This window comes from Granulicella aggregans, assembly GCF_025685565.1.
Classification (GTDB): Bacteria; Acidobacteriota; Terriglobia; order Terriglobales; family Acidobacteriaceae; genus Edaphobacter; species Edaphobacter aggregans_B.
The window spans coordinates 62,245-87,148 of record NZ_JAGSYE010000007.1; the positions used below are offsets into that span (position 1 = coordinate 62,245).

At 53.5% G+C, this 24,904-nt stretch carries 16 protein-coding genes and 3 pseudogenes; 10 read left to right on the plus strand and 9 right to left on the minus strand.

The features are described 5' to 3' along the window. Positions 1–322: 322 nt before the first annotated feature. From OHL18_RS23425 to OHL18_RS22460, 3 genes are all read left to right on the plus strand, one after another. The gene (locus tag OHL18_RS23425; RefSeq protein ID WP_396275136.1) at positions 323–550 is read left to right on the plus strand and encodes an acyltransferase; all 228 of its coding nucleotides are present in this window, start codon (positions 323–325) and stop codon (positions 548–550) included. Positions 551–766: 216 nt separating this feature from the next. Continuing rightward, the gene (locus OHL18_RS22455) at positions 767–1,897 is read left to right on the plus strand and encodes an NAD-dependent epimerase/dehydratase family protein (RefSeq protein WP_263377117.1); all 1,131 of its coding nucleotides are present in this window, start codon (positions 767–769) and stop codon (positions 1,895–1,897) included. Next, complete coding sequence (locus OHL18_RS22460; RefSeq protein WP_263377118.1) at positions 1,890–2,804, plus strand: glycosyltransferase family 2 protein; 915 nt, start codon at positions 1,890–1,892, stop codon at positions 2,802–2,804. Before OHL18_RS22455 ends, OHL18_RS22460 begins: the two co-directional genes overlap by 8 nt. Here OHL18_RS22460 and OHL18_RS22465 read toward each other — a convergent pair. Then, on the minus strand, positions 2,798–3,919 hold the full coding sequence (locus tag OHL18_RS22465; protein ID WP_263377119.1) for a glycosyltransferase family 4 protein: 1,122 nt from the start codon (positions 3,917–3,919) through the stop codon (positions 2,798–2,800). The two genes, OHL18_RS22460 and OHL18_RS22465, sit on opposite strands and share 7 nt — an antisense overlap. 533 nt (positions 3,920–4,452) lie before the next feature. Here OHL18_RS22465 and OHL18_RS22470 point away from each other — a divergent pair. Next, complete coding sequence (locus tag OHL18_RS22470; protein WP_263377120.1) at positions 4,453–5,505, plus strand: hypothetical protein; 1,053 nt, start codon at positions 4,453–4,455, stop codon at positions 5,503–5,505. Between the two features lie 70 nt (positions 5,506–5,575). On the opposite strand, the gene OHL18_RS22475 is transcribed toward OHL18_RS22470, so the two are convergent. The 4 genes from OHL18_RS22475 to OHL18_RS23430 form a co-directional block, all read right to left on the minus strand. Further along, entirely contained in the window at positions 5,576–6,799 is a 1,224-nt protein-coding gene (locus tag OHL18_RS22475; protein WP_263377121.1) for a GumC family protein, read from the minus strand. Positions 6,800–7,384: 585 nt separating this feature from the next. Further along, positions 7,385–10,006: an SLBB domain-containing protein gene (locus tag OHL18_RS22480; protein WP_317890526.1), complete on the minus strand. Its 2,622-nt coding sequence runs from the start codon at positions 10,004–10,006 to the stop codon at positions 7,385–7,387. A gap of 646 nt (positions 10,007–10,652) precedes the next feature. After that, entirely contained in the window at positions 10,653–11,402 is a 750-nt protein-coding gene (locus OHL18_RS22485; protein ID WP_263377123.1) for a sugar transferase, read from the minus strand. A gap of 579 nt (positions 11,403–11,981) precedes the next feature. Further along, positions 11,982–12,461, minus strand: coding sequence for a transposase (locus tag OHL18_RS23430; RefSeq protein ID WP_396275119.1), 480 nt, complete (start codon positions 12,459–12,461; stop codon positions 11,982–11,984). Positions 12,462–13,878: 1,417 nt separating this feature from the next. Here OHL18_RS23430 and OHL18_RS22495 point away from each other — a divergent pair. The 3 genes and pseudogenes from OHL18_RS22495 to OHL18_RS22505 form a co-directional block, all read left to right on the plus strand. After that, positions 13,879–13,971, plus strand: a pseudogene (locus OHL18_RS22495) (IS6 family transposase); the annotation flags it as partial. A 59-nt stretch (positions 13,972–14,030) separates the two neighbouring features. After that, the gene (locus OHL18_RS22500) at positions 14,031–15,113 is read left to right on the plus strand and encodes an IS1595 family transposase (protein WP_263377124.1); all 1,083 of its coding nucleotides are present in this window, start codon (positions 14,031–14,033) and stop codon (positions 15,111–15,113) included. A gap of 261 nt (positions 15,114–15,374) precedes the next feature. Continuing rightward, the gene (locus OHL18_RS22505; protein ID WP_263377125.1) at positions 15,375–15,644 is read left to right on the plus strand and encodes a hypothetical protein; all 270 of its coding nucleotides are present in this window, start codon (positions 15,375–15,377) and stop codon (positions 15,642–15,644) included. A gap of 44 nt (positions 15,645–15,688) precedes the next feature. Here the strand turns inward: OHL18_RS22505 and OHL18_RS22510 are convergent, their stop codons facing one another. After that, the gene (locus tag OHL18_RS22510; protein WP_263377126.1) at positions 15,689–15,958 is read right to left on the minus strand and encodes a helix-turn-helix domain-containing protein; all 270 of its coding nucleotides are present in this window, start codon (positions 15,956–15,958) and stop codon (positions 15,689–15,691) included. A gap of 67 nt (positions 15,959–16,025) precedes the next feature. On the opposite strand from OHL18_RS22510, the gene OHL18_RS22515 reads away from it, so the two are divergent. Next, complete coding sequence (locus tag OHL18_RS22515) at positions 16,026–16,478, plus strand: hypothetical protein (RefSeq protein WP_263377127.1); 453 nt, start codon at positions 16,026–16,028, stop codon at positions 16,476–16,478. Here OHL18_RS22515 and OHL18_RS22520 read toward each other — a convergent pair. Beyond that, complete coding sequence (locus tag OHL18_RS22520; protein ID WP_263377128.1) at positions 16,475–16,681, minus strand: hypothetical protein; 207 nt, start codon at positions 16,679–16,681, stop codon at positions 16,475–16,477. The two genes, OHL18_RS22515 and OHL18_RS22520, sit on opposite strands and share 4 nt — an antisense overlap. A gap of 29 nt (positions 16,682–16,710) precedes the next feature. Continuing rightward, complete coding sequence (locus tag OHL18_RS22525) at positions 16,711–17,442, minus strand: DUF3800 domain-containing protein (RefSeq protein WP_263377129.1); 732 nt, start codon at positions 17,440–17,442, stop codon at positions 16,711–16,713. Positions 17,443–17,595: 153 nt separating this feature from the next. Here OHL18_RS22525 and OHL18_RS22530 point away from each other — a divergent pair. Both OHL18_RS22530 and OHL18_RS22535 read left to right on the plus strand, forming a co-directional pair. Next, positions 17,596–18,125, plus strand: a pseudogene (locus OHL18_RS22530) (IS6 family transposase); the annotation flags it as partial. A 1,400-nt stretch (positions 18,126–19,525) separates the two neighbouring features. After that, positions 19,526–20,791 carry a GDSL-type esterase/lipase family protein gene (locus tag OHL18_RS22535; protein ID WP_263377130.1) on the plus strand — a complete coding sequence of 422 codons (1,266 nt, stop codon included), beginning with the start codon at positions 19,526–19,528 and terminating at the stop codon, positions 20,789–20,791. Positions 20,792–21,482: 691 nt separating this feature from the next. Here the strand turns inward: OHL18_RS22535 and OHL18_RS22540 are convergent. Continuing rightward, a pseudogene (locus OHL18_RS22540) lies at positions 21,483–22,257 on the minus strand (IS5 family transposase). Positions 22,258–24,904: the final 2,647 nt, after the last annotated feature.

Sequence of the window (24,904 nt, forward strand, 5' to 3'; positions counted from 1 at the left end):
ATTTCTCGTCAATCGACCGTTAGGACTTCGTGGAATGGCCGCTACTTCAAGCTTTCTGCGACCATGGAAGATAAGAGGGCGAGCGAATGTTTCAGTTGGCAAGCGTAGTGTAATCATGCCCGGATCGCATCTGGAAGCGATATCTGTTTATGGAGAGCAGAGGTTTCAACCATCGATCACAATAGGCAATGATGTTTATATTGGACGGCAATGCTTTATGACGGCTACACGGGGACTGGTGATCGGGGACGGTAGCGTCTTCGGCGATAACGTCTACTTGGGCGACAGCTTGCATGGGACCGATCCCACTAAGGGGCTCATCATGCGGCAGAACCTCGAAAGTAAAGGCCCGATCGTCATTGGCGACAATTGTTTTCTGGGTTATCGAGTTGCAGTAACTCCCGGCGTAACCTTAGGGGAGTGGTGCGTTGTAGGGGCCAATTCTGTTGTCACAAAGTCTTTCCCGCCGTATTCGATGATAGCTGGAGCGCCAGCGCGGATGATAAAGCGCTATTCCTTGGAAGAGCGGGCTTGGGTGCGAGTGAACTAAGGTCTCGATCCCCGATTCGGTGACGTTGGTCCTTGGCGCTGAAATCGCCATTTTGTCCAAACGTTCGGAGGTCCAAGGGGACGTAACTCATTCAAGATTCGAGCCGTATCAGATTGTGCTGTAGTAACAGATTGCTCCTGCTACTGATTATGATTTGCGATCGCAAGGAAACAAAGCGGTGCAGACAGGCAGTTCTGCAATCCAGACGGAGGGAAGTTGAAGGATCGAGTATTGATTACAGGTGGCGCCGGGTTCATCGGTTCGAGGCTGGCACGTCGTCTTGTGGTTGCGGGTTACGAAGTCTCGATTTTGGATAACTTCAGCCCACAGATTCACGGCGGCCAAATTGAACTTTCTCATGATCTGCGGAATACGACTCAATTGTTTCGCGGTGACGTACGCGATATTAGTCTTCTTGAGCAGGCCCTAGAGGGTGTGCACGTACTGGTTCATCTGGCGGCTGAAACTGGGACGGGGCAGTCGATGTATCGTGTGCGCCACTATACCGAAGTGAACATTGGCGCGACGTCGAGCTTAATGGAATTGCTCCTCACAGGAAAGTATCCTCTGCGCAGCCTGGTAGTAGCTTCGTCCCGGGCGGTGTATGGCGAGGGCGCTGCGAAGTGCCCGCAGCACGGACCTGTCTTTCCGGAGGCGCGATCGGGCAAAGATATGAAAACGGGGGACTTTGAGCCGAAATGTCCAATCTGCAGGGCTTCAACGTCAATGCTGTTGACCTCTGAGGATGCTCCGTTTCAACCGTCTTCTCTTTATGGTCTGACGAAGCAGGTACAGGAGCAGATGGTTCTGTTGTATGCATCCACATTAGGAATAAACGGCTTCGCATTGAGATATCAAAATGTCTATGGTCCCGGACAATCCCTCAAGAATCCCTACACCGGAATTCTCGCCATTTTTTCGAATCAGGCACGGGCGAATCGGCCAATCTACATCTTCGAGGATGGCAAGGAGAGTCGCGATTTCGTTTACGTAGATGACGTGGTCGAAGCTACGTTCCGGGCAGTCGAGGCGCTCCCACAGAAGCCTGTCGCGTTGAATGTGGGAACAGGCGTGGCAGTTACCGTCGCCGAGCTCGTTGATTTGGTGATCTCGTATTATTCGAGCGGTTCGAGTGTAACGACTACCGGCGCTTTCCGCGACGGGGATATTCGTCATAACTGTGCGAATACGGAGAGGTTACAGTCACTACTCGGCTACACGCCAACATGGAAGTTCACTGCGGGAATACAAGAGTTTCTTGGTTGGGCCCGCAGTCAGGATGTTGACGCGGGTAAGTATGAACAGTCGCTCGCAGAGCTTCGGAACAAAGGATTGATGTATGGCTAGGCTTGGATTGATTGGTGTTGTGACTGTCACCTACAATAGCGCCACAGTGTTGCCTTCTTTTCTGGAGTGTCTCACTGCCCAGACCCACCGGGAGTTTATATTGTTCGCGGTGGACAATGCTTCGAATGACGCGACTATCCAGATGTTGACAGAATGCTCGGACGATCGGATCCGCGTGATCGCAAACGCAGTAAACGTTGGTGTCGCTGAAGGAAATAATCAAGGGATCGCTGCTGCGATCGCAGCCGGCTGCTCTTCCGTATGGTTACTAAATAACGACACAGAATTTGATAACACCCTGCTTGCTCAGCTAGCTACAAACATGGTGACCGAGCAGGTGGGGATGATCTGCCCAAAGATTATGTACTACGATGAGCCCGGCAAGATTTGGGCCGCAGGCGGAACATTCCAGCAAAGATATGGGTATCGGAGTGTTCACTATGGCGAAGGAGAGTTGGACCAGGGTCAATACGATGAACAGCGTCTGGTCACATACGTACCAACCTGTTGCGTATTGATCTCAGCGGAGGTCTTCGAAAAAGTTGGCATGATGGATCCGCGATACTTTGTCTATGTAGATGATGTCGATTTCATGTACCGCGCGATGAAGGATGGTATCCGACTGCTTTATTTTCCCAGGGCGAAGCTGCTTCACAAAGTCTCTTCTTTAACTGGACAAGAAGAGTCGATCTCTATGATTCGGTTTTGCACTCGAAACCGCGTATTCTTTCTCCTAAAACATTTTGGCTTATTGCGGTCTTCGCCGTTGCTTCTTGGCTATCAGATACACTTCTTGATCGGCCGACTTACGGGTAAACTCAAGAATGATGTGTACTTCGAGAAACAGAGGGCGGTGAAACGCGGCTACGAGATGTGGCGAGCATCCTTATCCGAGCCCCCTCACTGAGGCGTTTGTATATCACTGCACTGTTCGCCTACGGCCGCGGCTTTTACGATCATATTCCATATCACCCCCGCAGTTGTCTTATAGTTGTAGCGGGCTGCGAAGCGGGTGAATCTTTCCGCATTGGAAGGGTCCTCCCTGAGATGGACAGCGTAGCGTATTTTCATAGCAATATCTTCAGGAGAGTGCGGATCACATAGAACAGCAACTTCTCCGCATACCTCTGGTAAAGAAGCAGTATCTGAAACGACAATTGGGCAACCAAGTGAGAGAGCCTCGAGGGGCGGTAAGCCAAATCCTTCATAGAGAGACGGAAATACGAAGCAGCCCGCGTTCTCGTATAGCGAACGCAGTTCTTCGTCGCTGATATAGCCCACGTTCTTGACCTTCGATAGATTCAACGGCTCCTCTTTCGAACCGTGCCGGCCGACAATGGAAGCAGTTTGGCCTACTAGGACTACCTCGATGTCAGTGCCCTCCAGAAACGCGAGTGCGGCGATGAGAGCCTTGAAGTTCTTGTTAGGACTCATGGAGCCTACGGCCAGCGCATAGCGGAACCGTGTTAGGTCAAAGCGCGATTGGATTGAATTATCCTGCGTCACCTGTAGCAGATGTTGCGCGCCCGGATAGGCGACCGTGATACGCGACGGATGAGCTCCACACCAACGGACAAGCTCACGTTTAGAAAACTGAGAAACGGTGACAATGCAGAGGGCGGTACGACAAAGAACTAACGAAAGGAATCTGTACCAAATGAGATAAGAACGAGAGAAACCTGCGGGAGCGGCGAAAACGATAGCATCGTGGATCGTTAGAAGATTTCGCGGGTGAATAAGAGGCGCACTACCACTCGGGGAAAACAGGATGCCATTGAAAGCGTAAAAAGGAAGTTCACATTGTTCCCAAGAATGACCACTGAGTATGCCCACTGGTCTGACAATTAAATGTTTATATGGGAAGAGCTCTGTAACGGACTTAGGGACTAATATTACGACCGTTACCTTATACTTCAAGGTGTCCAAAAGCAAGTCCAGATGATGCAGTAATTCCCGACCGAAACGTGGCACTCCCGAGAGTCTAGCGGCAAGGAACCGGCCGTTGATGTAAATAGGTCGCATTGGTCACCTCGCACAATAATAACAGTCGTAGAAGTACATTTCTTCTTTTTCGCGTCCGGTACTGCGCCAAGCAACCCTAATGTTTGGCGTTGGTATGGCAGTCTTCGATATAGAGCGCGCGGCAGGAGCGCTACGGTGTCGGCCGCGTCAAAATGGTGAATAGACGATTCATTGCCCAGTCTGAAGAGCGGGATGACTTCATCATCGTCCACGAGACAATGTACGATAGTCGAGGGGGCATACCGCACAATGTCCAGAAAGGAAATAAGATGCCGACAGGAATGGGACTTTTGTTTCTAGCTGCGGGATTCTATTGTGCAGTCAAGAGACCGGATTCACTGCCTGGCCTTTTACTATTCTCCGCCCTTTTTCCAGCTACTAGTGCTCTAGCGCTAGGCTCGCTATGGATCATGCCTTACTATGTTGTGGCTATGCTCTTCATTGTGTCGCAGTTCCTGCGTTGCGATAGACAGGCGAGTCGGTCAAACTTTGCGGGCCAGACACTTCTTCTAGTCCTGGGAGCTTTTGGAGTAATGTCTGCTCTTCTCTTCCCCGTCTTGTTTACGGGTGTTGGAGTCTATTCCAATCGATTAGGAACCAGTGACGAGGTATTCCAGACGTTCCCGCTTGTGCCGAATTTAGGTAATGCCGCCCAGGCCGTTTATCTAACGATAAATATACTGGTTGTGTTCGCCACTGCGTCTGTCCGTCGGACGGCGCATATCTGGGGAGCACTAAACGTCGCCTTCTACGTGTTAGCTGGCACTATTTTTGCCGAACTCGGCTGCCTTGTCGTAGGCATACCCTTTCCTTATCGGCTGATTGAAAACAACCCAGAACGAGATCTTCTCACATCGAGTGTAGGGAGTATCGCGCAAAGGTTGCGGGGAACCTGTGGTGAACCTTCTTATGCGGGTTTAATTCTTGTGATATTCTTTGCAGCTTATTTCTATCGTTACTATACGGGTCGTGGAGGAGGATGGAAGGCATTGGTTGCGGTTATTGCTATCTTTCTTGTTCGCTCAAGTTCCGCTTTTGTCACGTTAGTTGCAGTGTGCATTATTTTCATCGCCCGCAACCCCCCATTTCGTTTCCCTACATTTGTTCGGACGAGGCGATTAGTTAGACTAATTCCTGTAGTTGCCGGCGTGGTTGCGTGCCTGTTGTCACCGATATTATTGTTTTTGCTGCAGGAGGGGATTGTCGACAAACCTACTACGGGATCCTATTCGCACAGGACGGCTATGGATCAATACTGCCTTTACCTGTTAAAGCGGACCTACGGTCTTGGGGTTGGAGTTGGTAGTTATCGTCCTTCTAGTCTCGTGGCGAGTCTGATTGGAAATGTTGGGATTATTGGCACAGCGTTGGCCGCGCTATTTGTTGTGCAGATCGCTTTGCGCGTTCCGGCGAACAAGGGATGGATTCGGTGGGCACTTGTAGCGGGACTGATCGATATGGCGCTGGCGATCCCTGATATAACCCAACCAATCCTCTGGTGTCTGCTCGCCGTAGCAGTTTATGCGGGGACGCCCACGAACCCGTCCGTACCGCACGATGCGGCCATGCCAGAGAGTCCGTTCTGAATAGTAATCCTTTGGCCTGTAAACGGTCGTGGTGGCGCCTACAGGTGGGCGTTCACAGGACAGTTTCTCTCTAGATGACACTGTCGCGGAAGGGGGTTGCGTTCTTCTCCTTGCTTGTTCGAGGCCTTAGGCTAGAGTGGCCCTCTAGAAAGAGGCACCACGCGCACGTGCCGAAGAAACTTCCCAGGGCAACCACGACGACGGTCTGCGCACGCTTTGGATAAGATCTCTTATCAGGAATTGCGGCACGATCAACTACTTGTATAACAGACCCCTGCCGAGCCTCATCCAGCTTGGCCTGTTCTAACTGCTTGGCGACGAGATCAGAGATCGTCTCGTAGTACTTGACATCGCGAAGCTTGTTTAGGTATTCCATAGCGACTTCCGGTACTTTGCCCTTCGGCAAAAGCAACCCAGAGCTTGAATCTTGCGAATCACCGGCTAGTTTGGCTAGCTGACGTTGGAGCTCTGCGATTTGCTGTTTTGCCTCGAAGACCGCTGGATTGTTGTCAGTGGCGTAGGCTCGTATACCTTGAAGCTGTACCTCTTTGGCGACGATCTGCGCTCGCACTTCTGCCGCAGACTCTACCAGGGATCGCGTCTGGGTGTCAATTTGCAGAACGCCGGTCGTGTGTTGTGTGTTTTGCATCGAATTCTCAGCGATCACGAGATCTTCATTTGCCTGGCGTAGTTGTTGCTGAAAAAACAGCCGCCGCTGCGAAGCTTCAGTGATCGCCAAATTGGCTGAAAAGTTCCGGAACTCATCCACGTATCCGTCTGCGATTTCTGCAGACATCTTTGGATCGTAGTCTGTGACTTGGATGTCAATCAAGCCGTCCTTGGCGCCGAGGGTCACACTGGAGCGGCTTTCGAACTGCGCGCGAGCATCCGACATTCGTTTGGTCTTATACCTATCAACAAGTCTGAAGCGCTCGATGACGGCGTCCTCCACAGTGCGGCTTCTGAAAAGTGATACATACATATCACCCGGATTCTTGACGCCGAGGCTTGCGCCGGCAGCTGACGCTAGAGTTCCGGAGCCACCCAGTTGTCCTAGAAGCGCGGCGTTCACCGAAGAGTTCTGAACAGGTGGCAACACTACTGTCTCGGCCGTGTACTCGCTTCTGATCAACAGAACGAAAATTGCCGCGAGGATTGCCGAGCCAAGAGTGCCATATAAAATGAATCTGCGGTGCTGCAGAAGCCTAGGCAGCAGATCCAACAGATTGATCTCGTCCAGCTGTGCGCCGATTTGTTGCTCTTTGATAAAATCGCTCGTTTCTTCGGACTTCATTCGGATTGTTTCCTCAGGTCCATTCTAAATGGCTGGCAGGCTCGATTGCATCGGATTGCGCATGATAGAGAAGCAGCAATCGACGGAATCAGGGGTGAAGAGTTAGGCACGCGTGAGTTTACGCCCCGCTCTTGGTGAAAAGAAGCCAAACCCATTCTTCAGATTTACGCCGTTGTATTTTCGTCGTCACTAGTGAATCGTCTCCCGAGGAGATGGTGGCGGGATTTCATCATTCGATGCGCCTGAGCGTGAATCATATACTTCGCCCGCATACCATTTGCCACCGTAAGATGGAAATCCCAATTGCCCATAACTGGACTGTTAAAGAGCCTGAGACATGGATTGTGACCGGGCGCCGTTCCTTGTGAAATCAGGTGACCAAGCCAACAGCAGACAAATCGCATCGCGTAAGGATTATCGACGCGGAAGCGGTTTGCAGATGAGAAGGCACAAGGTTCGGCGTGAACAGTCTCTTGATTTGATACTTTCACAGGTGTTGTGACCGGAAACCCCTCTGCCCAAGAGTAACGGGGAACTTCGGCTGGCCAACCATGATGCCGACCTTACAGACGTTTAGCGCAGATCCTAAAACAGCACATTTGCAGCAGCAAGTGCGATACCAAATTGGCCGAAAATTTGGGAGAGATCAACAATATTTCGCAAGGTAGCTCCTTTGTTCAAGTTCATGGGAATAATGACCGTGTCGCCCGGATAGATTGGTAGCTTGTCAAAGTTATTTCCCCGCAGAGATGACATCTGCTGCTTGCTGATCACTGAACCATCTGCGCGCACCACATACGCGCGTTTTCGATCCGCGTCGTGGTTAGGACCACCCGCGAGGCCCAGGTAATACCCTACCTTGCGTCCATTCTCGAATATGAACGTGTTGGGCTCATAAACGGCACCTGCGACGCTTACCGTGGAGGGGCGGTGCGGCACCATAAAGATGTCACCGTTTTCAAGGGAAAGTTGAGGCAGTTCGGTTGCCGATTTCGTCTCGGGAGTGAGCCCTAGCAGAATCCTGCCACTCGCACGCGTGTTGCGAAGGTTGTTTATGATGTTTTGATTTTGCGTTTGCAATGCCGCCGCTGCCGCTGTATCCGTCGTGCTCACGTTCCTGCTGGCGGTATTTGCAGCTGTGACACCTGCTTGTAGAGAGAGCTGGTCAATGTAACTGTTTAGGCGCTGTTGCTGGACTCGTTGTGTAGACTCTCGCGTAAAAGCAGCTCCAAATAGATAAGCGTCTGAAGTCACTCCTCCAGCGCGTGCAACGAGTCGCTCCAGAGTTTCACCTGGGAGGACGCTATAGACACCTGATGATACAAACTCGCCTTCTAGGCGAACAAACCGTGTCTGCTGAGTCTGGGGGACGCGGATATCGGCTTTTGAAAAGATCGTGATCACATCGTTAGGCTTCAATTCGAGGTTCTGCGAAACGTCTCCGTCCAGGACAAGCTTACCGAGATTGAATGGCAGCAGCGTCGTCGTCAAATTGTTAATGTCCTGCCGCTCGATGACGGCGTAGCTCCAATCGATCTCGGGAGCGTTGAGTGTCACGTCGTTGCGGGCTGGAAATTCCGTTGGCATATGGTCCAAGGAGGCGGTTGCGATACTTCCTGGACCTAAATTGGACGACTTCTGTTGAGACTCGGCAGTTGCAGTGTTCTGCAACCCTATGTTGCCCTGCGCCTGTTCATTATTTAGTGAAGGACTGCTCGACAAGGCTAGGCAGTTTCGACTGTTTTGACCGCCCGCTACTTCGGGTGGGCAGTAAGGGGCGTACGTCAGCGTCGGTTCGCCAAGCTGTCCGCGGCGCAGCCAGTAGTCTCTTGTGATGAGCGCGTCTTTATCTGGAAATAGGTCCCCTACTCGCATGCCTGGCTTCCATGCGTAGTGTCCAGGGTTGGCAACATTACCCCGCAATGTAATTCCATTGCGAAAGCGATCGACAATCGCATTCAGCTCAAGAATATCTCCGTCCTGCAGAACAGTTGACAGACCAGCTTGATCAAGGGAAAGATCTGTGACGCTTCTCATACTGTGCGCATCGACATGTTCCAGGCGAACCCGGGTCTGCGAAGCGACATTTGTTGTTCCTGCCGCCATTGCGAGCGCTTCGGCTACCGTTGAGTCATGCTTGGACTTCAACTCATAGATTGCCGGCGCATTGACACTTCCCGCAATTGCAACCTGAGGACCTACAGGAGGGACGTAGACAACATCCCCAGGAAGGAGGGGCTTATCTTTCGATTTGTCACCGTGCTCAAGTAAGTCATATAGGTCGAAATCTGCGACGACCTGACCAGCGCGTTTGAGTTGAATGTGACGAAGACTACCCTGTGGAGCTGGCCCGCCTGTCACAAACAACGCATCAACCAAGCTACTGAGCGAACTGATTGTGTAGCTTCCTGGCCTACGAACCTGTCCCAAAACAAAGATCTGGATTGAGCGGAGCTGACCCATATTGACATTCAAGTCGAAGTTGTGAAAAACCCGACTCATCTGCTGCTTGAGATAGCCCTGTAATTCAGCGAATGGTTGGCCCGCAACCCGTAGCGTTCCGACCTGCGGAATGTAGATATTTCCGGCACGGTCAACGGTGAAACGGGAGTTCAATGAGACCTGCCCCCATATTTGGATCAAAAGTTCATCTCCCGGGCCGATAACATAATCGATCGGAACCGGAACTCTGTCCAGTGGAGCAAAGGTAGTCGGGGCGTTCCGGAACAGTTGCGCGCCATATATTGGGAGCAGACTGCCTGTCGAGCTTTGAACAAGCCTTTGAAACTCCGTAAGAGTATCTGGAGGCAATCTATCCAAGTCGCGCAAAGAGGACGCAGCATTGTCTCGTTCACTAGAAGTTGGACGGCTTGATTCTTGCGAATTCTGGAGGTTTAGCCCGTCAGCCTGGTATTGACCATCAGGCAAACGCCGGGTGCCACCCGCCTGATACTGAAGTGGAAATCCCGTCCCGTCCTCAGGCTGTGGCCCAGATTGTTGACCTGTAAGGAGCCCCGCGGCGCTTGCATCCGTTGATTGCTGTCCGCGAGCGTACCCAATTGTCAGGGACAACAAGGAGATGGCTAATGCGATCGATATAGACGTTTTATACTTCCCACAGCGCATACTACGGTTGCCTCGACTCTGGTCTCGATTGCGGACACTTTTAGGATACAACGCTTCGAAAAACTGCGCCCTACTTATCATTCGGCAAAGAACAGAACTAGAGCAGGTGTGTCAATCCTCAGCTCGACAGCTGTTCCCTTATCGACTGATAGGGGTGGTATTTTGGCGTCGCATCGCGGTTTGACAAGTTGCTGAGAACTTGGGGGCAAGAGAATTGCGCAGCGGGGAGAATCGGATGCTATTAGCTGCGGAGATCAACGGGTGGACAGGGAGCTTCCGGCGAGAATCTTTCGACCATGAACCTGCCTCTGCCACTCTAGATTCTGTGACACGGCTTTGACTTGGTCGAACCGTGCCCTTGCAGATAGACTAATTGTTGTCGGCGCGGGTCTCATGGGATGTTAGAGCTGATGGCTAGGGGTGGACACAAGTCTCTCCTGCCGACGCTCGATCAAATTGAAAGGTGAATCACGCCCACCACATTTGAATAACATCGCTTTGAACGAAAGTAGTTAGAGGGTGCAGTTGGAATGCGAGAGCCATGTTGATGCAGCAAAGAACGAAAGCCATACGCTGCGTCAGTTGAGTGGCGGTGGCCGTCGCATCGGGTTTCAAGATAGCTGTGCTAGCCGCCTGCGTTTATGTCATTGGCGATCCGGCGAATAAACGCCTACATCCTTCTTTCGAAGGAGGAAATGCACATGCCAAACGTCGTATAAATTCCCAATTAATACGCCCCGTCTGAAAGAAGAACTGTTCGGACTGTTCGAATAATAATCTTCAACTCAAACCATAGGCTCCAGTTTTCTACGTAGAAGCGATCGAGCGCAACTCGTTCGGCGTAAGTCAGAGTTGAACGGCCAGAGGTCTGCCAAAGACCGGTCACCCCAGGCTTAACGGCCGCATAATACCTGAAATCCTTGCCATACTTACTTATTTCAGCCGCAACAATTGGTCGGGGGCCTACTAAACTCATCTCCCCCGTGAGAACGTTCCAAATTTGCGGGAGCTCGTCAAGAGATGTTTTCCTCAGAAAACGACCAACCGCGTTCACTCGTGGATCTTTTTTGAGCTTATGATTGAGAAGCCACTCCTCTCGATGTTCTGGATTCTGCTCGAGGTATCGTTCCAGCGCTTGTGGCGCGTCGTGGCACATGGTTCGAAATTTCCACATGCGAAATGATACGCGGTCCCCCCGCATTCGGCGGTGCGAGAAAAATACCGGCCCTGGAGAATCGAGAAAGATGGATATCGCGATAACGGCCCCGATGGCCAACACGAGGGGCAAAATTATGATAGCGACACTGATATCGATCGACCGCTTTATAACTCTATACGCAAACGTTCTCGCGGGAGGATTCCACTTAAGATCGAAATGATGCGGGCTCGAATCTACTAGCGGATCAATATAGGAGCCCTGCAGCAAAACCTGTGTACCCGGTGCAGACGGTTCGGTAATTCTACCTACGTGCGACATGGATATCCTTAAACACCTTGTCTACTGCTCCATCAAGATGGCAGTGATCGCCATCTCTGGCAGTTCACCGACTCCGGGTTCCCACTAAACATGCTTTCTCGTAGGATACATCATCCCTTTGCCGCGATCAACCCAATTGAATATGAGCCATACGCGGAGATGCTAAGCGTAGGACGCCTGACAGCACATTTATGGTGTGACCAAAATGGTGCAGATGGTGAGATCGGCCTAGCGAAACGGTGCTGGTGGACGGCGCAATGCATGGATGTCACGCTTGTGTGGGTTTGCAGCTCAACTCTCATGCACGGGGATGACGAATAGAAGAGCACCGTGGCCAATGCGCGTTTGCAGTGTTGTAAATCACTACTCACGATACCAACGAACGGTGTCTGCTAAGCGACATGCACCACGACTACAATTAGCCGGAAGGCTTGAAAAGCCTCAACGACCCGAGGTGTCTGGTGCGCATGTTACGGCCTTATACATGAGGACGGACGGGAACTTACAGCGTCGCACTCCGCTTCAAGGTAGCGCGGCGACCGAGATATCAGCATGCGTAAGTAGGCGCAAAAGCAGTCGTCATGTGAGGGCATATGGCTGACTAGAGCACGTTTCATTAACATCTGCAAAGGGTGATCGAGAGGCAGGCGAGATAGAAGAGGGCTCGATAGTGGCAAGGAGATGCTCATGGCGCACGGGGAGTCTGCGGAACTGACCGAGCCACGCGTTGGTGCGTTCGATGAGCCATCGGCGTTTGTAGCGTGTGAGCTTGCTGCCATCCTCGTAACGTCGGTGCTTACGGTTCTTGCGGTAAGGAACGATGAGGTCGATGCCGCGCTTCTTGAGCGGTTCGGGCAGCAGGTCGCTGGAGAAGTATACTGGTTTGGCAGAAAACGCCGCGCGCCCGTTCTGCAACACCCACAGTATGCCCTCCAGGCAGTCGCGGCTAGACGCCCACGGACGGTCCCGCTTGTCCTTGTGCCGCTTTGGCTCAGGCAACAGCGACTCGATCAGTTCCCACTGCGCATACGCCAACCACTCGAATCGCTTCTTGCTCATGCAAGGAGTTCAACAAACTGCCCGCCTCATCCAAAAGTCCATAGCTTGAGGCCGAACCTGTTTATGAAACACGCTCTGGAATGTGGCGGCGCGGTTACCGAGTAGCTGCTTTGTCATCAGAGCCTATCCTTGGGAGGGCATGTTGAAGCAGATTATATTGTTTGAGCGCCGACATATCTATTCATTAAGTGGCGCGGACACCGCCGGCGACGAGATTAATCTTCTATATTGCGAACACTGCCAAGTCTCTTATAGTGTCGTTACTCTTTTTGATAGTAGTCAAATGCCTGCAGATGAATGGGACGCGAGGGTGCGACAAGTTCGTTCTGCGGTCAATGATGAGCATCGATTCGCGCATCCAACTGACAGCTTCTCTCATGATGGGAAGATCAGTCGGACGATATGGCGACGGAAGCACTGGTGGGGTGGGTGGATTTTCGTACTTACCCTAACGTGCGTCTCAGCAAGGGCTATAGCCCTTGGCTAAAATTCTTCGGAGAATGTTAGCGCCTGTGCCGCACAAACGGAAAAAGCCCCTGCCCATTCTTCACCGAAGCGACGCTGAAAATCTGCGTGATATAGCTGCAAGACGAATACTATTTGGCCCATACCTGGCACCTCCTGTCCGAATTGGAGATGAGTTGACATGCAGCCTTTCGGGACTTCAAGTTGTTGGAGGCTGGCACGGGCCCAAGCAATGGCCAAAGATTAAATCGAGCGGATGGCCTAGGCTAATTGTTTGCGGCGACCTGGTGAAGGCTCTTTCGCTTGAAACCTGCCAAACGGTGGCAACGCATTGGGGCATCCATCCTAGGACAGTTGCTAATTGGAGGCGACGTCTAAATCTAAACGTTTCTGTAACGAGCGCAGGGTCAATCTATAAGGCTGCTAACCTTCGTACGGCTGCTAGAAACAATCCCGAACGCTGGGTCCTGCCTCATGTCGATCGATTCAAAAATATTCCGACTGAAAATCGAAGGCAATTAGGTCGTCGGACGGCCGGGGATCATGCTTGGTCTGAAAATGAGATTGCAAAGTTGCACCAGCTGGTTCATCTAGATGCGAGGGCTGTTGCGACTCTGCTGGGACGGAGTACCAAGGCGGTTGCTAGTGCTCAGCGACGCTACAAAATAGAAAGGCCATCTCAATTGTGTGTCTGCCGATTGTGCGGCCATCATTGGAAGAGCTTTAGGCTCAACCCACCCATTTACTGCCCTAACAAATCTTGTGGATGCCGCACTTGGAATGCCAAATAAGATCGGGTAAGAGAGACCTGAGATCCGCGTTGTTGGCGAAGTACCACATCCTGCGCGTATTTGATCTAAGGCCAGCGCGCAGTATTCCATAAATAGAGGTCTCTCTATTGCACCGTGTATGTAAACCATTAAAAATGCGCTGAACATCGGCATTGGTATTCATGTCAGACTTCAAGTGGCCTAGTTTTGAAGGTGAGCCCATCATCTGGGCAGTGCGCTGGTACTGCCGGTACAGAATCAGCTGCCGCTATTTGTAGCAGAGGCATAAACTTACGTGACAAACCCAACAGCCGTCGCTACTCTCGGACTCACCATGAGCAAGAGCGAGCAGAAGAGTAGCAGCAGCAGCAACCCGGGCGAACAAGCAGCCTCAGCAGCCTCAGCAGCAGCGGGCGAGATCATTCAACCAGCTCCCACACCGGCACCAACAACACTGACTGAAGCGATCCGTTACTACTCCGACCCGGCAGCCTGTGTCGCAGTCATCCGCGAGCAACGTCGGCGCGGCGGCGGCGAACCTGAATGCCCTTACTGCCATGACGCACGTCGCAAGCACTATTGGCTCGCAAATCAGCAGCGTTGGAAATGCGCCGCGTGCCGCAAACAATTCAGCGTGAAACTCGGAACCATTTTCGAGGATTCCGCGATCCCTTTGGACAAGTGGCTTATCGCTGTTTGGATGGTCGCGAATTGCAAGAATGGCGTTAGCAGTTACGAGATTGCACGAGATATCGGCGTCACCCAGAAGAGCGCATGGTTCATGCTGCACCGGATTAGGCTGGCCATGCAGGACGACTGGAGCGGAGGGAAACTGGGCGAGGTTGGACCGGGTGGTGAGCCTGCTGCGCCTGTGGAGTGTGACGAGACTTTCATCGGCGGTAAGGCAAGAAACATGCACGCGAAGAAGCGCAAGCAGGTGTCCAAGCGTCGCAACTACGGCAAGACAATCGTCATGGGAATGCTGGAGCGCGGAGGCAAGATCCGGACTGCTGTGGTGTACGACCGCAACAAGCAGAACCTCCATGAGCAGGTCGAGAAGCATGTCGCAGTTGGCGCGGAAGTCTTTACATATGAGCTAATTAGCTATTGGGTGCTGGAAGAGAAGTTCGCGCATCAAGTCGTCAATCATGCGATGCGCTATGTCGAAGGCAACGTGCATACTAACGGGCTGGAGAACTTCTGGAGCTTGCTGAAACGCGGGCTGAACGGGACTTATGTGGCGGTTGAGCCTTTCCACTTGTTTCGCTATATCGACGAGCAGGCGTTTCGCTTCAACAATCGCAAGGATAGCGATTCGGGCCGGTTCCTGAAGCTGCTGAAGAAGGTTGCGGGCAAGCGGCTGACATGGCTGGATGTCACCGGCAGGGGGTTGGAAACGGCGGGTGGGGAGGTCTAAGCTGGGGAGGGCTGGTGACGGCTTGTGGCAGCGTCGGCAGGGGCGCGGAAAGCGGAGTGGAGGGAAGAAATCTCACCGCTAACTCACTAAGCTAGGTTCGGAACTGACTATGAATGGGAGCGCGGCGCGGGGGCTGGTTGAGGTGTCCGCGTTGCGCTTTTAGGGTGAGCGCTGGTGAGTGTGTCGCGTGTCGGCGCGGTGGGGCGTTGCGGGACTTGTGGGTGGATCTTTTTTGACACACGGTTATATATAGTTGTTTGAATGATGACCAACGACGACCTGAGGCTGGAACTAATCAAGGCTTATGAATTGATTCTCGGCCTAACCGCTACCGTGGCCGACTTAACTATCTTGCTGACGCCGCTAATTCCTGCACTTGAACCTGAGCACGATCATCAACTTCTGCGTGTTGCATACGTTCAAGAGAAAGCGTACAGGTCTCGCGAATCAATTCGCCTAAAAGACGATTCTGTTGCAACAGTACAGAATGCAATTCGTCGGCTGAAAGCGAATCAAGGTACTCGTCAGTAAGATGGGGGCTTCGCATGATTTCAGGACTACAGTAGTAGCGATCTTCAAGTCAACGGTTTCCGGCTCACCAGCGTCTCTACTTCCACCTCTAGCGCATCGGCGATCCGAGCCAAAACACGTAGACCGGCTTCGCGCTTGCCGTCCTCCAGTCGGGCGAGGTGGGATCGCTCAACCTGGGCATGATCGGCGAGAAGCTGTCGCGACCATCCCCGCGACGCTCGCAGGTTCCGAATCCGCTCTCCTACACGCACGCAGATATCGTCGCTCGCGGGAGAACCGCCGACCGAGACTTCCGCTGCCTTGGAGGTTGCCATCTCTCAAGCATGGCGATATGCTGACGGCTGATTGTGTCGCATAAGACACAGCGCTAAAGGATATCGGATGCCGAGGAGAATCGGGTCGGACTGCCATTTGCCGGACGGTCAAGAGTGTCGATGCAAGCGGGACATTGACGAAGATCGCGAATATGACCGCACCAAATATCTCATGGGATTGGGCTGGTCAGCCGCTCTCTGGGGCGTTCTGGCGATTGTGTCGATGGTCTGCGTAGCAGCGTGGCAGATGTTCACGCAGGGCTACCTAACATGGGAAATCTACAGGGACATCCTCGGAATGTGGTGCGTAGTTGTGTTGGCTATGGTGTTCGTCCTCGGGCACGATCGAGACCGAGACCTGCGCGAGAAACAATTGCGTTGCGCCGTCGATGATTTGCTTAGAGAGCGAGACAACAGTCCACGAGTGACGCAGTATCAACTTGATCTTCTGAAGAGCGAGATCAAGCATCTTGAGAGCGTGATGGATGGAATTCTCTACACTGATCGAGACGCAGGTTAACTTGATGTGTCCGCAATCCCGCGTTTGGGCTGACGAGTCTGCTTCATGCCGTGTCCGGCCCGCCATGCTTTCGCCGCCGCCTCTTCCTTCTCGCGCTGGTCGATGACAGATTTCGGCGTGGCGACAATACGGCCGAGAAGAGATGTGAAGCGGTCGTATTCGGGAGATGTTGGGGTGGGGGTCTGCGCTGGCTCGTTGGGCATGGGAATATGATACTCGCCGAGTGTCGCGATTAGCCGTCTTCTCTAAGTCGCTTAATCGCTAGGCGCACCAAAGTCTCCATCGCAGACGCGACCTTCAGTGTGTTGTTCATGTTCAGCGCGTTCTCAACTGGCATTATCGAACGACCGATCTTAAGATCTTTCCATAACGGCCAAATATCGGAGGGCTCACCAAATCGCAACTGCTGCAAGATTTCGCCCGCGAGCATGTCAGCAGCTTGCAATGGTGGCAACTCGTCATCGTGCTTTGCAACAGGTGTACCCACAAGCCTACGCAACTCTTCAGGCATTGCGCTTTTCCATCGCCGCATCATGTCTGGGTCGATAGCAGCTTTCAACTCGTTACGATGTTCGAAAGTAAAATCAATAATGCCGGTCTCGCCTTTTTCTCGTTGGCGAGTAGTAACGCACATGATTGCATCCGCGAATGCCCAATCATAGAGACGACTACCGAATAGACCTTTGAATCTTTTGGGTCTGGTGTCGAATACTGCGCGAGGTACTAGACAGACGTAGCCATCAAGATTGTGGGAGGCGATAACTTCAGCTAAATCGCGACGCTTTTCCGGGTCAGTAACTTTATCTGTTGTGAAGAACGGAATAGATGGGTGTTGTTCGCAGATATCTAGCCAAGCATCGCTGAATTGTTCCCACACTTCTACTCGCGCATTCCAGCCAGCAAGGATGAAGAAATTGTCTTCTGCTGCTAGACCACTTTCATCGAAGTAACTGTGAAAGTCCATAACGCTACGTTGCCCTCTAGTAGCGCGGCGTGCGCATGTGATGGTGTAGATGGCTAAGTGTAACGGGAGAGGGCGCGAGGTGATTGGGGTGGGGGACATATCCACAGCATTGTGACACTATGTGTGGGTTAGTCATCTCAATTTATGCCGTAGCAGATGATAGGCGAACGCGGGGTACCCGTAGATCTCCACAATGTATCGCTGGCCTCAGAAGTACGCGCCGGAGATTTAAAGCGGCTGCGCTGGCAGTGGCTTCGCCTGCGGTCGACAAGCTGGCTGGTCGATAAGACCTACGTGAGAGTGCGTGGTAAGTGGACCTATCTGTATCGGACTCTATGCAAGCAGGGAACACGATCGGTTTCTATCTCTTGCCGAGAAGGAACTTGAAATCGACGGAGCACTTCCTCTGTAAGGCGCTAAACAGTGTGAAGGATGGGGAAAAGCCGGAGATCATCAACACCGACGGAGCGCCATGATACGGGATCGCGATGAAAGAACTGGAGGCTGAGGGCAAGTGTTCTGAGAAAGCGATGCATCGACAGGTCAAGCGTCTGAACAATGTGGTCGGGGCCGATACTAGCGCGCTGAAGCAGTTGATCCGTCTAGTTCGGGGTTTCAAGACGTTGAATACCGCCTACGCGACCATCGTTGGATTTGAAGTGATCCGTGTGCTACGCGAGGGTCAGGCGGCGATATTCAGCCTCATGCAGGACATCCGCAGCGAGGCGCGCATGGTCGAACGTGTTTTCGGCGTCGGTGTCGGGGCGCTGGCGGAGGCGGCCGCAGTCATCGCTGGATGACTCGAACTCCAACCCGCCTGAACTCCAAAGCTAGCGCAACGTCCCGGACTCCCGCCTCCCTATCTAAATTTGCCACAGAGCCGCTCCCCCTCGGTGGCGCGTTCGCGGTGGCCTTTGGCGTCCACTATTTCACGCGGTTCGCGACGTGGCTGGATGTCTGCGCCGAGAGTTCGGGAACTGTGATGCGGTGCCGCGCGACCGGACCGCGCGTGATTGACCCCATGAGCGGTTCTTTGGCATCGCACGAATGGTCTATGGCCGGTATTTGAGAGATACCGATAGATCAACGATGAGTCGAAGAGCTTTGCACCCGCACAACTTGGCGATGGTCACTCCCGGGAGTGACCGTCTTTGCCGGCACGTCATCTCCTGAAAGCTGCTGCCGTCACGGACCTATCCACTCTCCAGGCTGCGGTCGGTTTTATAAATGAAGCGTGCGGCGCTTGGACGCGGATACGTCGGATTTCACTGCGGCGAAGGGCCGTGTCTTGCAGTTAGCGCACCAAAACCGTCGTACACGTCGCAGACCACAATACTCTCCGACAGATGTGGAGACACGGGGAATCGCTCTGGTGGAATGCTTCATTTTAGATATCCACGGCAAGGATTTATGGGGAGTCCGATTCTCAACCGTACCAGAGTCATCCGCGAATGCCCGCGACGTAAAAGTAGAATCTGTGGCGTTCTTCGAGGATCTATGGAGCCTGGAGGATCGCCGCGACTAACGGTACAGCAGGTTGATCGCGGCCAGTTGGGCCACGACCGACCGCAGCCACTCCAAACCTCGCGCGGTTTGAATCGCCAGCTTAATCTGATAGCTTTCTGTCAGGGCCACCCGGGAAGCCAATTCACGGATCTTCGCCGAGGCTTGGAAGATGAACTTTCGAGAGAGCGGGGTTTGAGGTCTGGTTTTAGGAAGCGAACCTACTCTCTTCGGGTCGCTCCAGGAACTGCATATAAACCTTCCGTCGAGGCTCGCACCGTTCGCAGTAGCGTTCGCCGCGTTTGGCGGGAGGGGACTCTAGCGGCACTTTGCAGAAGCAACATATGCGTCCCGACTCTCGCATCCGGGCTTTCGATGTTCGCTCCTCGCCCATGCCTGATAGTAGGCAAATAGATGGCGAAAGTCGTCCATAGATTTCAAACGACTGCAACATTCCTAAGTTGTCACGCGTCAATCTCGAATGCACTCAAATATGCCCTTGCTGATATTGCTCTCGTTCAGTCTTGCCGCTATTACCAGTTGCTCCTCCAAATCGAATACTCTGACGGGGAACACTTCGGTGAGCGCCAATCTCTGGGTGGTCGCTTGGGGTGCCTCCCCCGAAAACGCTGCCGCCACGGCGGCAAATCCTGGCGGGGCCGAGCAGACGTTTCGCTCCTTCTTTTATCCAACCGTTTCGGGAACGAAAGAGCGCATCCGCTTCTCAAATTATTTCGGTACTGCGCCCGTCACTATCGGCGCAGCCCGTCTAGCCATTGCCACAACTCCTCCCGCAATCGACACCGCGAACGATGTCCCTCTCTCATTTAGTGGGAATGATTCCGTTACTATCAATCCCGGCACCGAGGTGGCCTCAGACCCGGTGAGCCTTACCTATCAGTTTGGACAGAAGATGGCCGTTACTACATATGTGAAGGGTACCTTCGCGCCGTTGAATCAACATGACTCTCAGGTGATTACAAACTACGGCTCCCCCGTCAACACAGGGAATGCGACTACGGACGGCGCAGGTCTCTCTCTCATTGACGCGAACACAGAGTGGTTTCTCCTCAGCGGAATGGACGTATATGGTGAGTATCAGGGAACAGTCGCTATCTTTGGAAGCTCCACGATCGACGGCCACAATTCTGACTTCGGCGATGCCAACGCCTATCCTGTAACAAATGTCGCCATTCCGGGCCAGGACGATGACCGAATCTCCGACTTTCTCGCACGAACGTTGAATGCGAGCGGATTCCATCTCGGCGTTCTCAATGCTGGCATCCTCGGTGAGGTCGCCGGGCCGACCAGCAGCTCGGCTTCGGGTTCACCCGGGGTTGATCGCATCGGGCGGGATGTCCTACACCAGCCGGGTATAAAGACGGTTGTCATAGATCTGGGCCAAGTAGACCTCCGGCTGGACGCCTGCGGCGAGGCCACAGAAGTCGAAGCCTCGCTTCAGAACATGGTTGCACAAGCCAACGCCGTCGGGGTCCGCGTTATCCTCGGTACTATCGCACCCGCCTCTTACTGTATCGCATCCAGTAGTCCAAACTATGGGCCTAACCCTGTCAATGACGGCGGACCTTTCGCTGGCGACATCAACCCCGGGCCGAGAAATCCAGAGAACGTGCAGCGTCAACTCGTGAACACCTGGATTAAGACGACCGGGCTCACTCTGCCCGGAGTTGTCGGCATCGCAGACTTTGAAGCTGCTCTTGCTAGTCCTGATCATCCCGACTTCCTTATTCCAAATCTCAATTCCGGGGACAATTTTCATCCAAATGGGGTTGGCTATCAGGTCAAATCGCAGGCAATCCCTATCAACTCCGTTCTGCCCAACTAAATGCCCAGCCTGAACAGGTCCAACTCGGGCTCGTGTGATCTCTCAGTGGTGAAGGCGATCCGCTATGCGCTCGCCCGATTACGATGGCAGCTGAAGTGGTGTTGCGCTCAACCCCACATAAATCTTGGGCAAACACCACATTTGGGAATGCCTGACTTCCTTTGTACCAGTGGAGTCGATGAAGACTTGGAACAAAGGAGCATTGTATGGCACGTGGGAAGAAGCATAGTCCGGAGCAGGTGGTGAACCTACTTCGTCAGATCGAAGTGTATATGGCGAACGGGAATCCGATTGTGACCAGGAAGCATTCCTCGATCACTTAGAACGCATACGTCGTAGAGTGTTGCCTTCGTTACTGGCGAGGATGTTGCGAACTGTCGATTCGGTCTGTCCATCATCGTCGCCTTTCCGATGTCTTTCAGAGAGGGAGAGGTGCACGGGTAGGGAACTGGACCTGCCGCCCGCCGCGGGCGGCCGACGGAGGCTGAGGGGCTGCAACGCAACCCCCTCGTGGCTAGAGGGCCTAGCCGGTGACTGGCACGTCGGGGTAAGAGTTCGATTGAGACTTGCTGCAAAGTGTGGTCGGGCAAGTCGAAGGAATTGCCTTCCTCAGAAACTCGCGGTGAGCAGAGTCAAGTATGAGGCTTGCTTGATGGAGGTCATAAAGTGAGAAGCGAGTCTAGAAGCGGTCTCATAAACGTCTGAGCAGCATATGGACGCAAGCGAGTTGGACGAAGCCGAGGAAGTTTTCGATGTGGAACTCCCAACGCGTGACGAGCCTGCGGAAGTTGTGCATCCAGGCGAAGAGGCGTTCTACCTTCCAGCGTTTCTTGTAACGCCGAAGCTTGCGCCGATCCTGCGTTTTGCCTCGGTTGCGGCGGTTCGGGGCGATCATCTCGATGCCGTATTCGTCTTTGAGTTTCTGGTCGAGCTTGTCGGAGTCGTATGCCTTGTCGCCGATCAATCGCGCGGGCAGGTCGTCGAGAAAGCTTCCGGCAAGAACTTCCTCAACAAGCTTGCACTCGGCAGGCGAAGCGCTCGCGACAGATACGGCGAGAGGAAGACTGTTGCCAGCGGCGACAGCGACGATCTTCGTGCCCTTGCCCCGGCGCGTGGGGCCGACCGCGAAGCCCCCTTTTTCGCGCTCGCGAAGGTGGCATCGACGAACGCTTCCTCCAGGTTGAGCTTTCCTTGTTCGTAGAGCAGCCTCGCCAGCAGACGCAGCGCCTCTTCGAGATTGCCGGTGCGAATCCACTGCTGAAAGCGGCGATGACAGGTCTGGAACGGAGGATATTCTCGGGTAGCTCGCGCCACTGTGCCCCGGTAGCGAGCACCCAAAGAACGCCATTTAACACGGCACGGGTCTCGTGCCACGGACGTCCGCGGTTATCCTCGCGACGAGCCGGACGAAGCACCGGCTCAACCAACACCCACTGTTCTTCGGTCAACTCCCAACGTCCAGTCATGGCCGAACACGGAACCGCTCAGAGCATTTCCAGAATGTAACAGATCACAGCCCTTGGGTATTTATGAGACTGGTTCTAGCATCCACCCTTGATGCCTCCATTGCGGTCGTGCTTGGGGTTGTATCGTGAATGCCGTTCGCATTAGGCCTTCACCCGTTCCACAATCCATATGTGAGGCCAACGGCGAGCATAGTCGTTGGGCGGCGAATGTGGTCACGATGTGACGGTCGGTGCCGAAGACGTCCTCGTGCTGGCTGCTGGGACCGGGCAATATCTTGCGAGCGGAGATCGGGGCTTGCTCGTTGTGAGCACCTATCCTGTGGGGCAACAGTGGGAGATCCGCCGGTACTCGAAACCTAACCCCGACAGATACCTTCCGCCAGTTACGACAGACTCTACCGAACCCTCTTTTTGGTCGCGGGTGCTTGTCTGCGAATGCTAGGGTCTCCGAATGACAAGGGCTCATGCAATCTTTCTTGCAACGCAACGAACGCAACTTGTTGCCTTACTCGCATCCGAAGGCGGCGCGGATACTTCATCCGACAGTGGAGGCAGGTATTCGCATCTTGCCGAGCTCTATGATGAACTCTCAATGGTCGAAAGCGCCTTGGACGAGATTCCCTCGGAACAACTCAGGTCGCTACTGTCCGGGCTCGCAGTTTCGGATGAAACCGGCCAAATTGCATAGCCGTGCATTCCGCCTCTTGACCGTTCCTAGTCATGCGCCTAGCCGTTTTGCTGCCTCGTCTCGAAAGTCCAGTTCAAGCGGTGGGCATCCAGGCTCCGTAGCGCCTCCCAATAGGAAACATAGTCCCGGGTCGCGGCGTCCGGCGCAGGTCGTCTTGGACCTTACCCCGGACCAATACCACCGGTTGAAGGTGGCAACAAAAGGTGGCCACCCCGAAGAGTGGCCAATTGAAGAGTAGGCAGCTATCAATTTGTCGAATATGAAGGTCTGCGCCTCTTTCAACTCTCTATCGGCACTCCGTCGGTAGCCGACATGGCCCATAGGGTCGGACCGCCTACATAAGAAACTAAGGTCATGACTGCTTAGGAACGGTGTCACAGTGTCAATCCAGTGCGGGCCAGTCAGGGTGGATCGCATTGTGTATTGCGGAGTCCCGACGTGACTCTCACACGTTAACCCCTCGATGACTCGTTTAGAGACGCCGACAGGAATGCGGATGCTGCGATAGCGCCGCCGCCGGCTGGGCCGACTGAATCGCGGCGGTTCCATGAGTTCCGTGAAGCGCACCCTAAAGTGTTGGACTTTCTTGTCCGAGGGATCCAGATGCGTATGGGCAGCGTGTTCGACGCATTCTCCAACCGCAGCCGTTGGGAGCACGCCCGGGTGGAAGCTCGAAATCGAGCGCGGCCCACGAGACGTTCTGATGACCGATCACGCGGGCATTCATTCCGGGCGCGCCATCTTGACTCTGCACGCAGAATTCAATGGCCGGGCAGAGCTACCGCGGTGTCTCGCGGGCAAAATCCTCGGTACTAGTATCGAACCGGCCCAGACAAGCGGGCCAAGCATATGCGCTGTGTCTTCGATGGGCTGATGGAACCCCAATTGAAAAGGGACGGCGTCCGCAGATTCCGCATGTGGCGACCTGGCCCGCAAAAGCGGCGGGTGACCGTCAACCGTTGAGGCGGTGAATTAGTAAACAAAGACCCTAAGTTGAAGTATGGACCTTACACCGAGCCCTCCTTTCTTGACAAGGGAGAGGAAAGCGTCGATTGGGTGACGACAACAGAAAGCATTACTAGACAGTCGTCGTCGCCTCCGTTGGCTCTAGAGTGAGATTAGGGACAATCCAGCCCCCGAATTTTTGCAACTCAATCGTGTATTCACCGAAAGCCATTATGTAGGTACCATCTGGTAAATCGGTTGGTTCGTCGTGAACCATAGGTTTGATGTAGGCCGATCCATCCGGATTTTTACACAAACTTAGCGAGCACCCAACATTCCTACCCATGCCCACTAAGCGTGCCGCGCGTGTCACGATTTCTTGATCCGGTGCCATCATTTCCCCCGAGTCGATTGTTTCACATGATCCCAACGTCTACGGGCTTTGAGGGAGCGCCCCCCTTGGGTCATTTTCCCAGGGCGGCAGGTCGGCGGCTTCGAAGCGGTCGGCAAGTTGGATTCAGCATCCTGAATAAACTTCGCCGGTGGCCGACTTTCCGCTTTACAAGTTTGGGTTTCGTTCGTACTATCTCCCATATTGAAAAGGCGGGTCGGATAGACGACATTATCTGAGCGACCATCACATAGCTTTTGCGGCTTCGTCCCTTGGACATTGCCGATCGTTTTCACTTGTTTGTCTGCCACCAAACGGCCCTTATCTCCTATCCCTTTGTGACGAACCAGATGGAGGAGAGATGAGTGTCGCTATTCCCGCTATCGCTAGAACCTTCCACAAACAGCCTTCCCATTCAGCTCAAATGCTTTCAAGTGCATCGCACACATGTACGGAGTGTATAGAGCTTGCGGAACCGCGGGAGATCGCATCCCAGCCGATCTCCAATAGAGACCTGGTCCGTCTCGACTGGTATCAAGAGCAATGTGAGCAAGCCCAGTCGGACCTCATAGCCCATCGAGAGCGCTGCTTGTTATGCAAACCCCAACCTCTTTCATTGACCA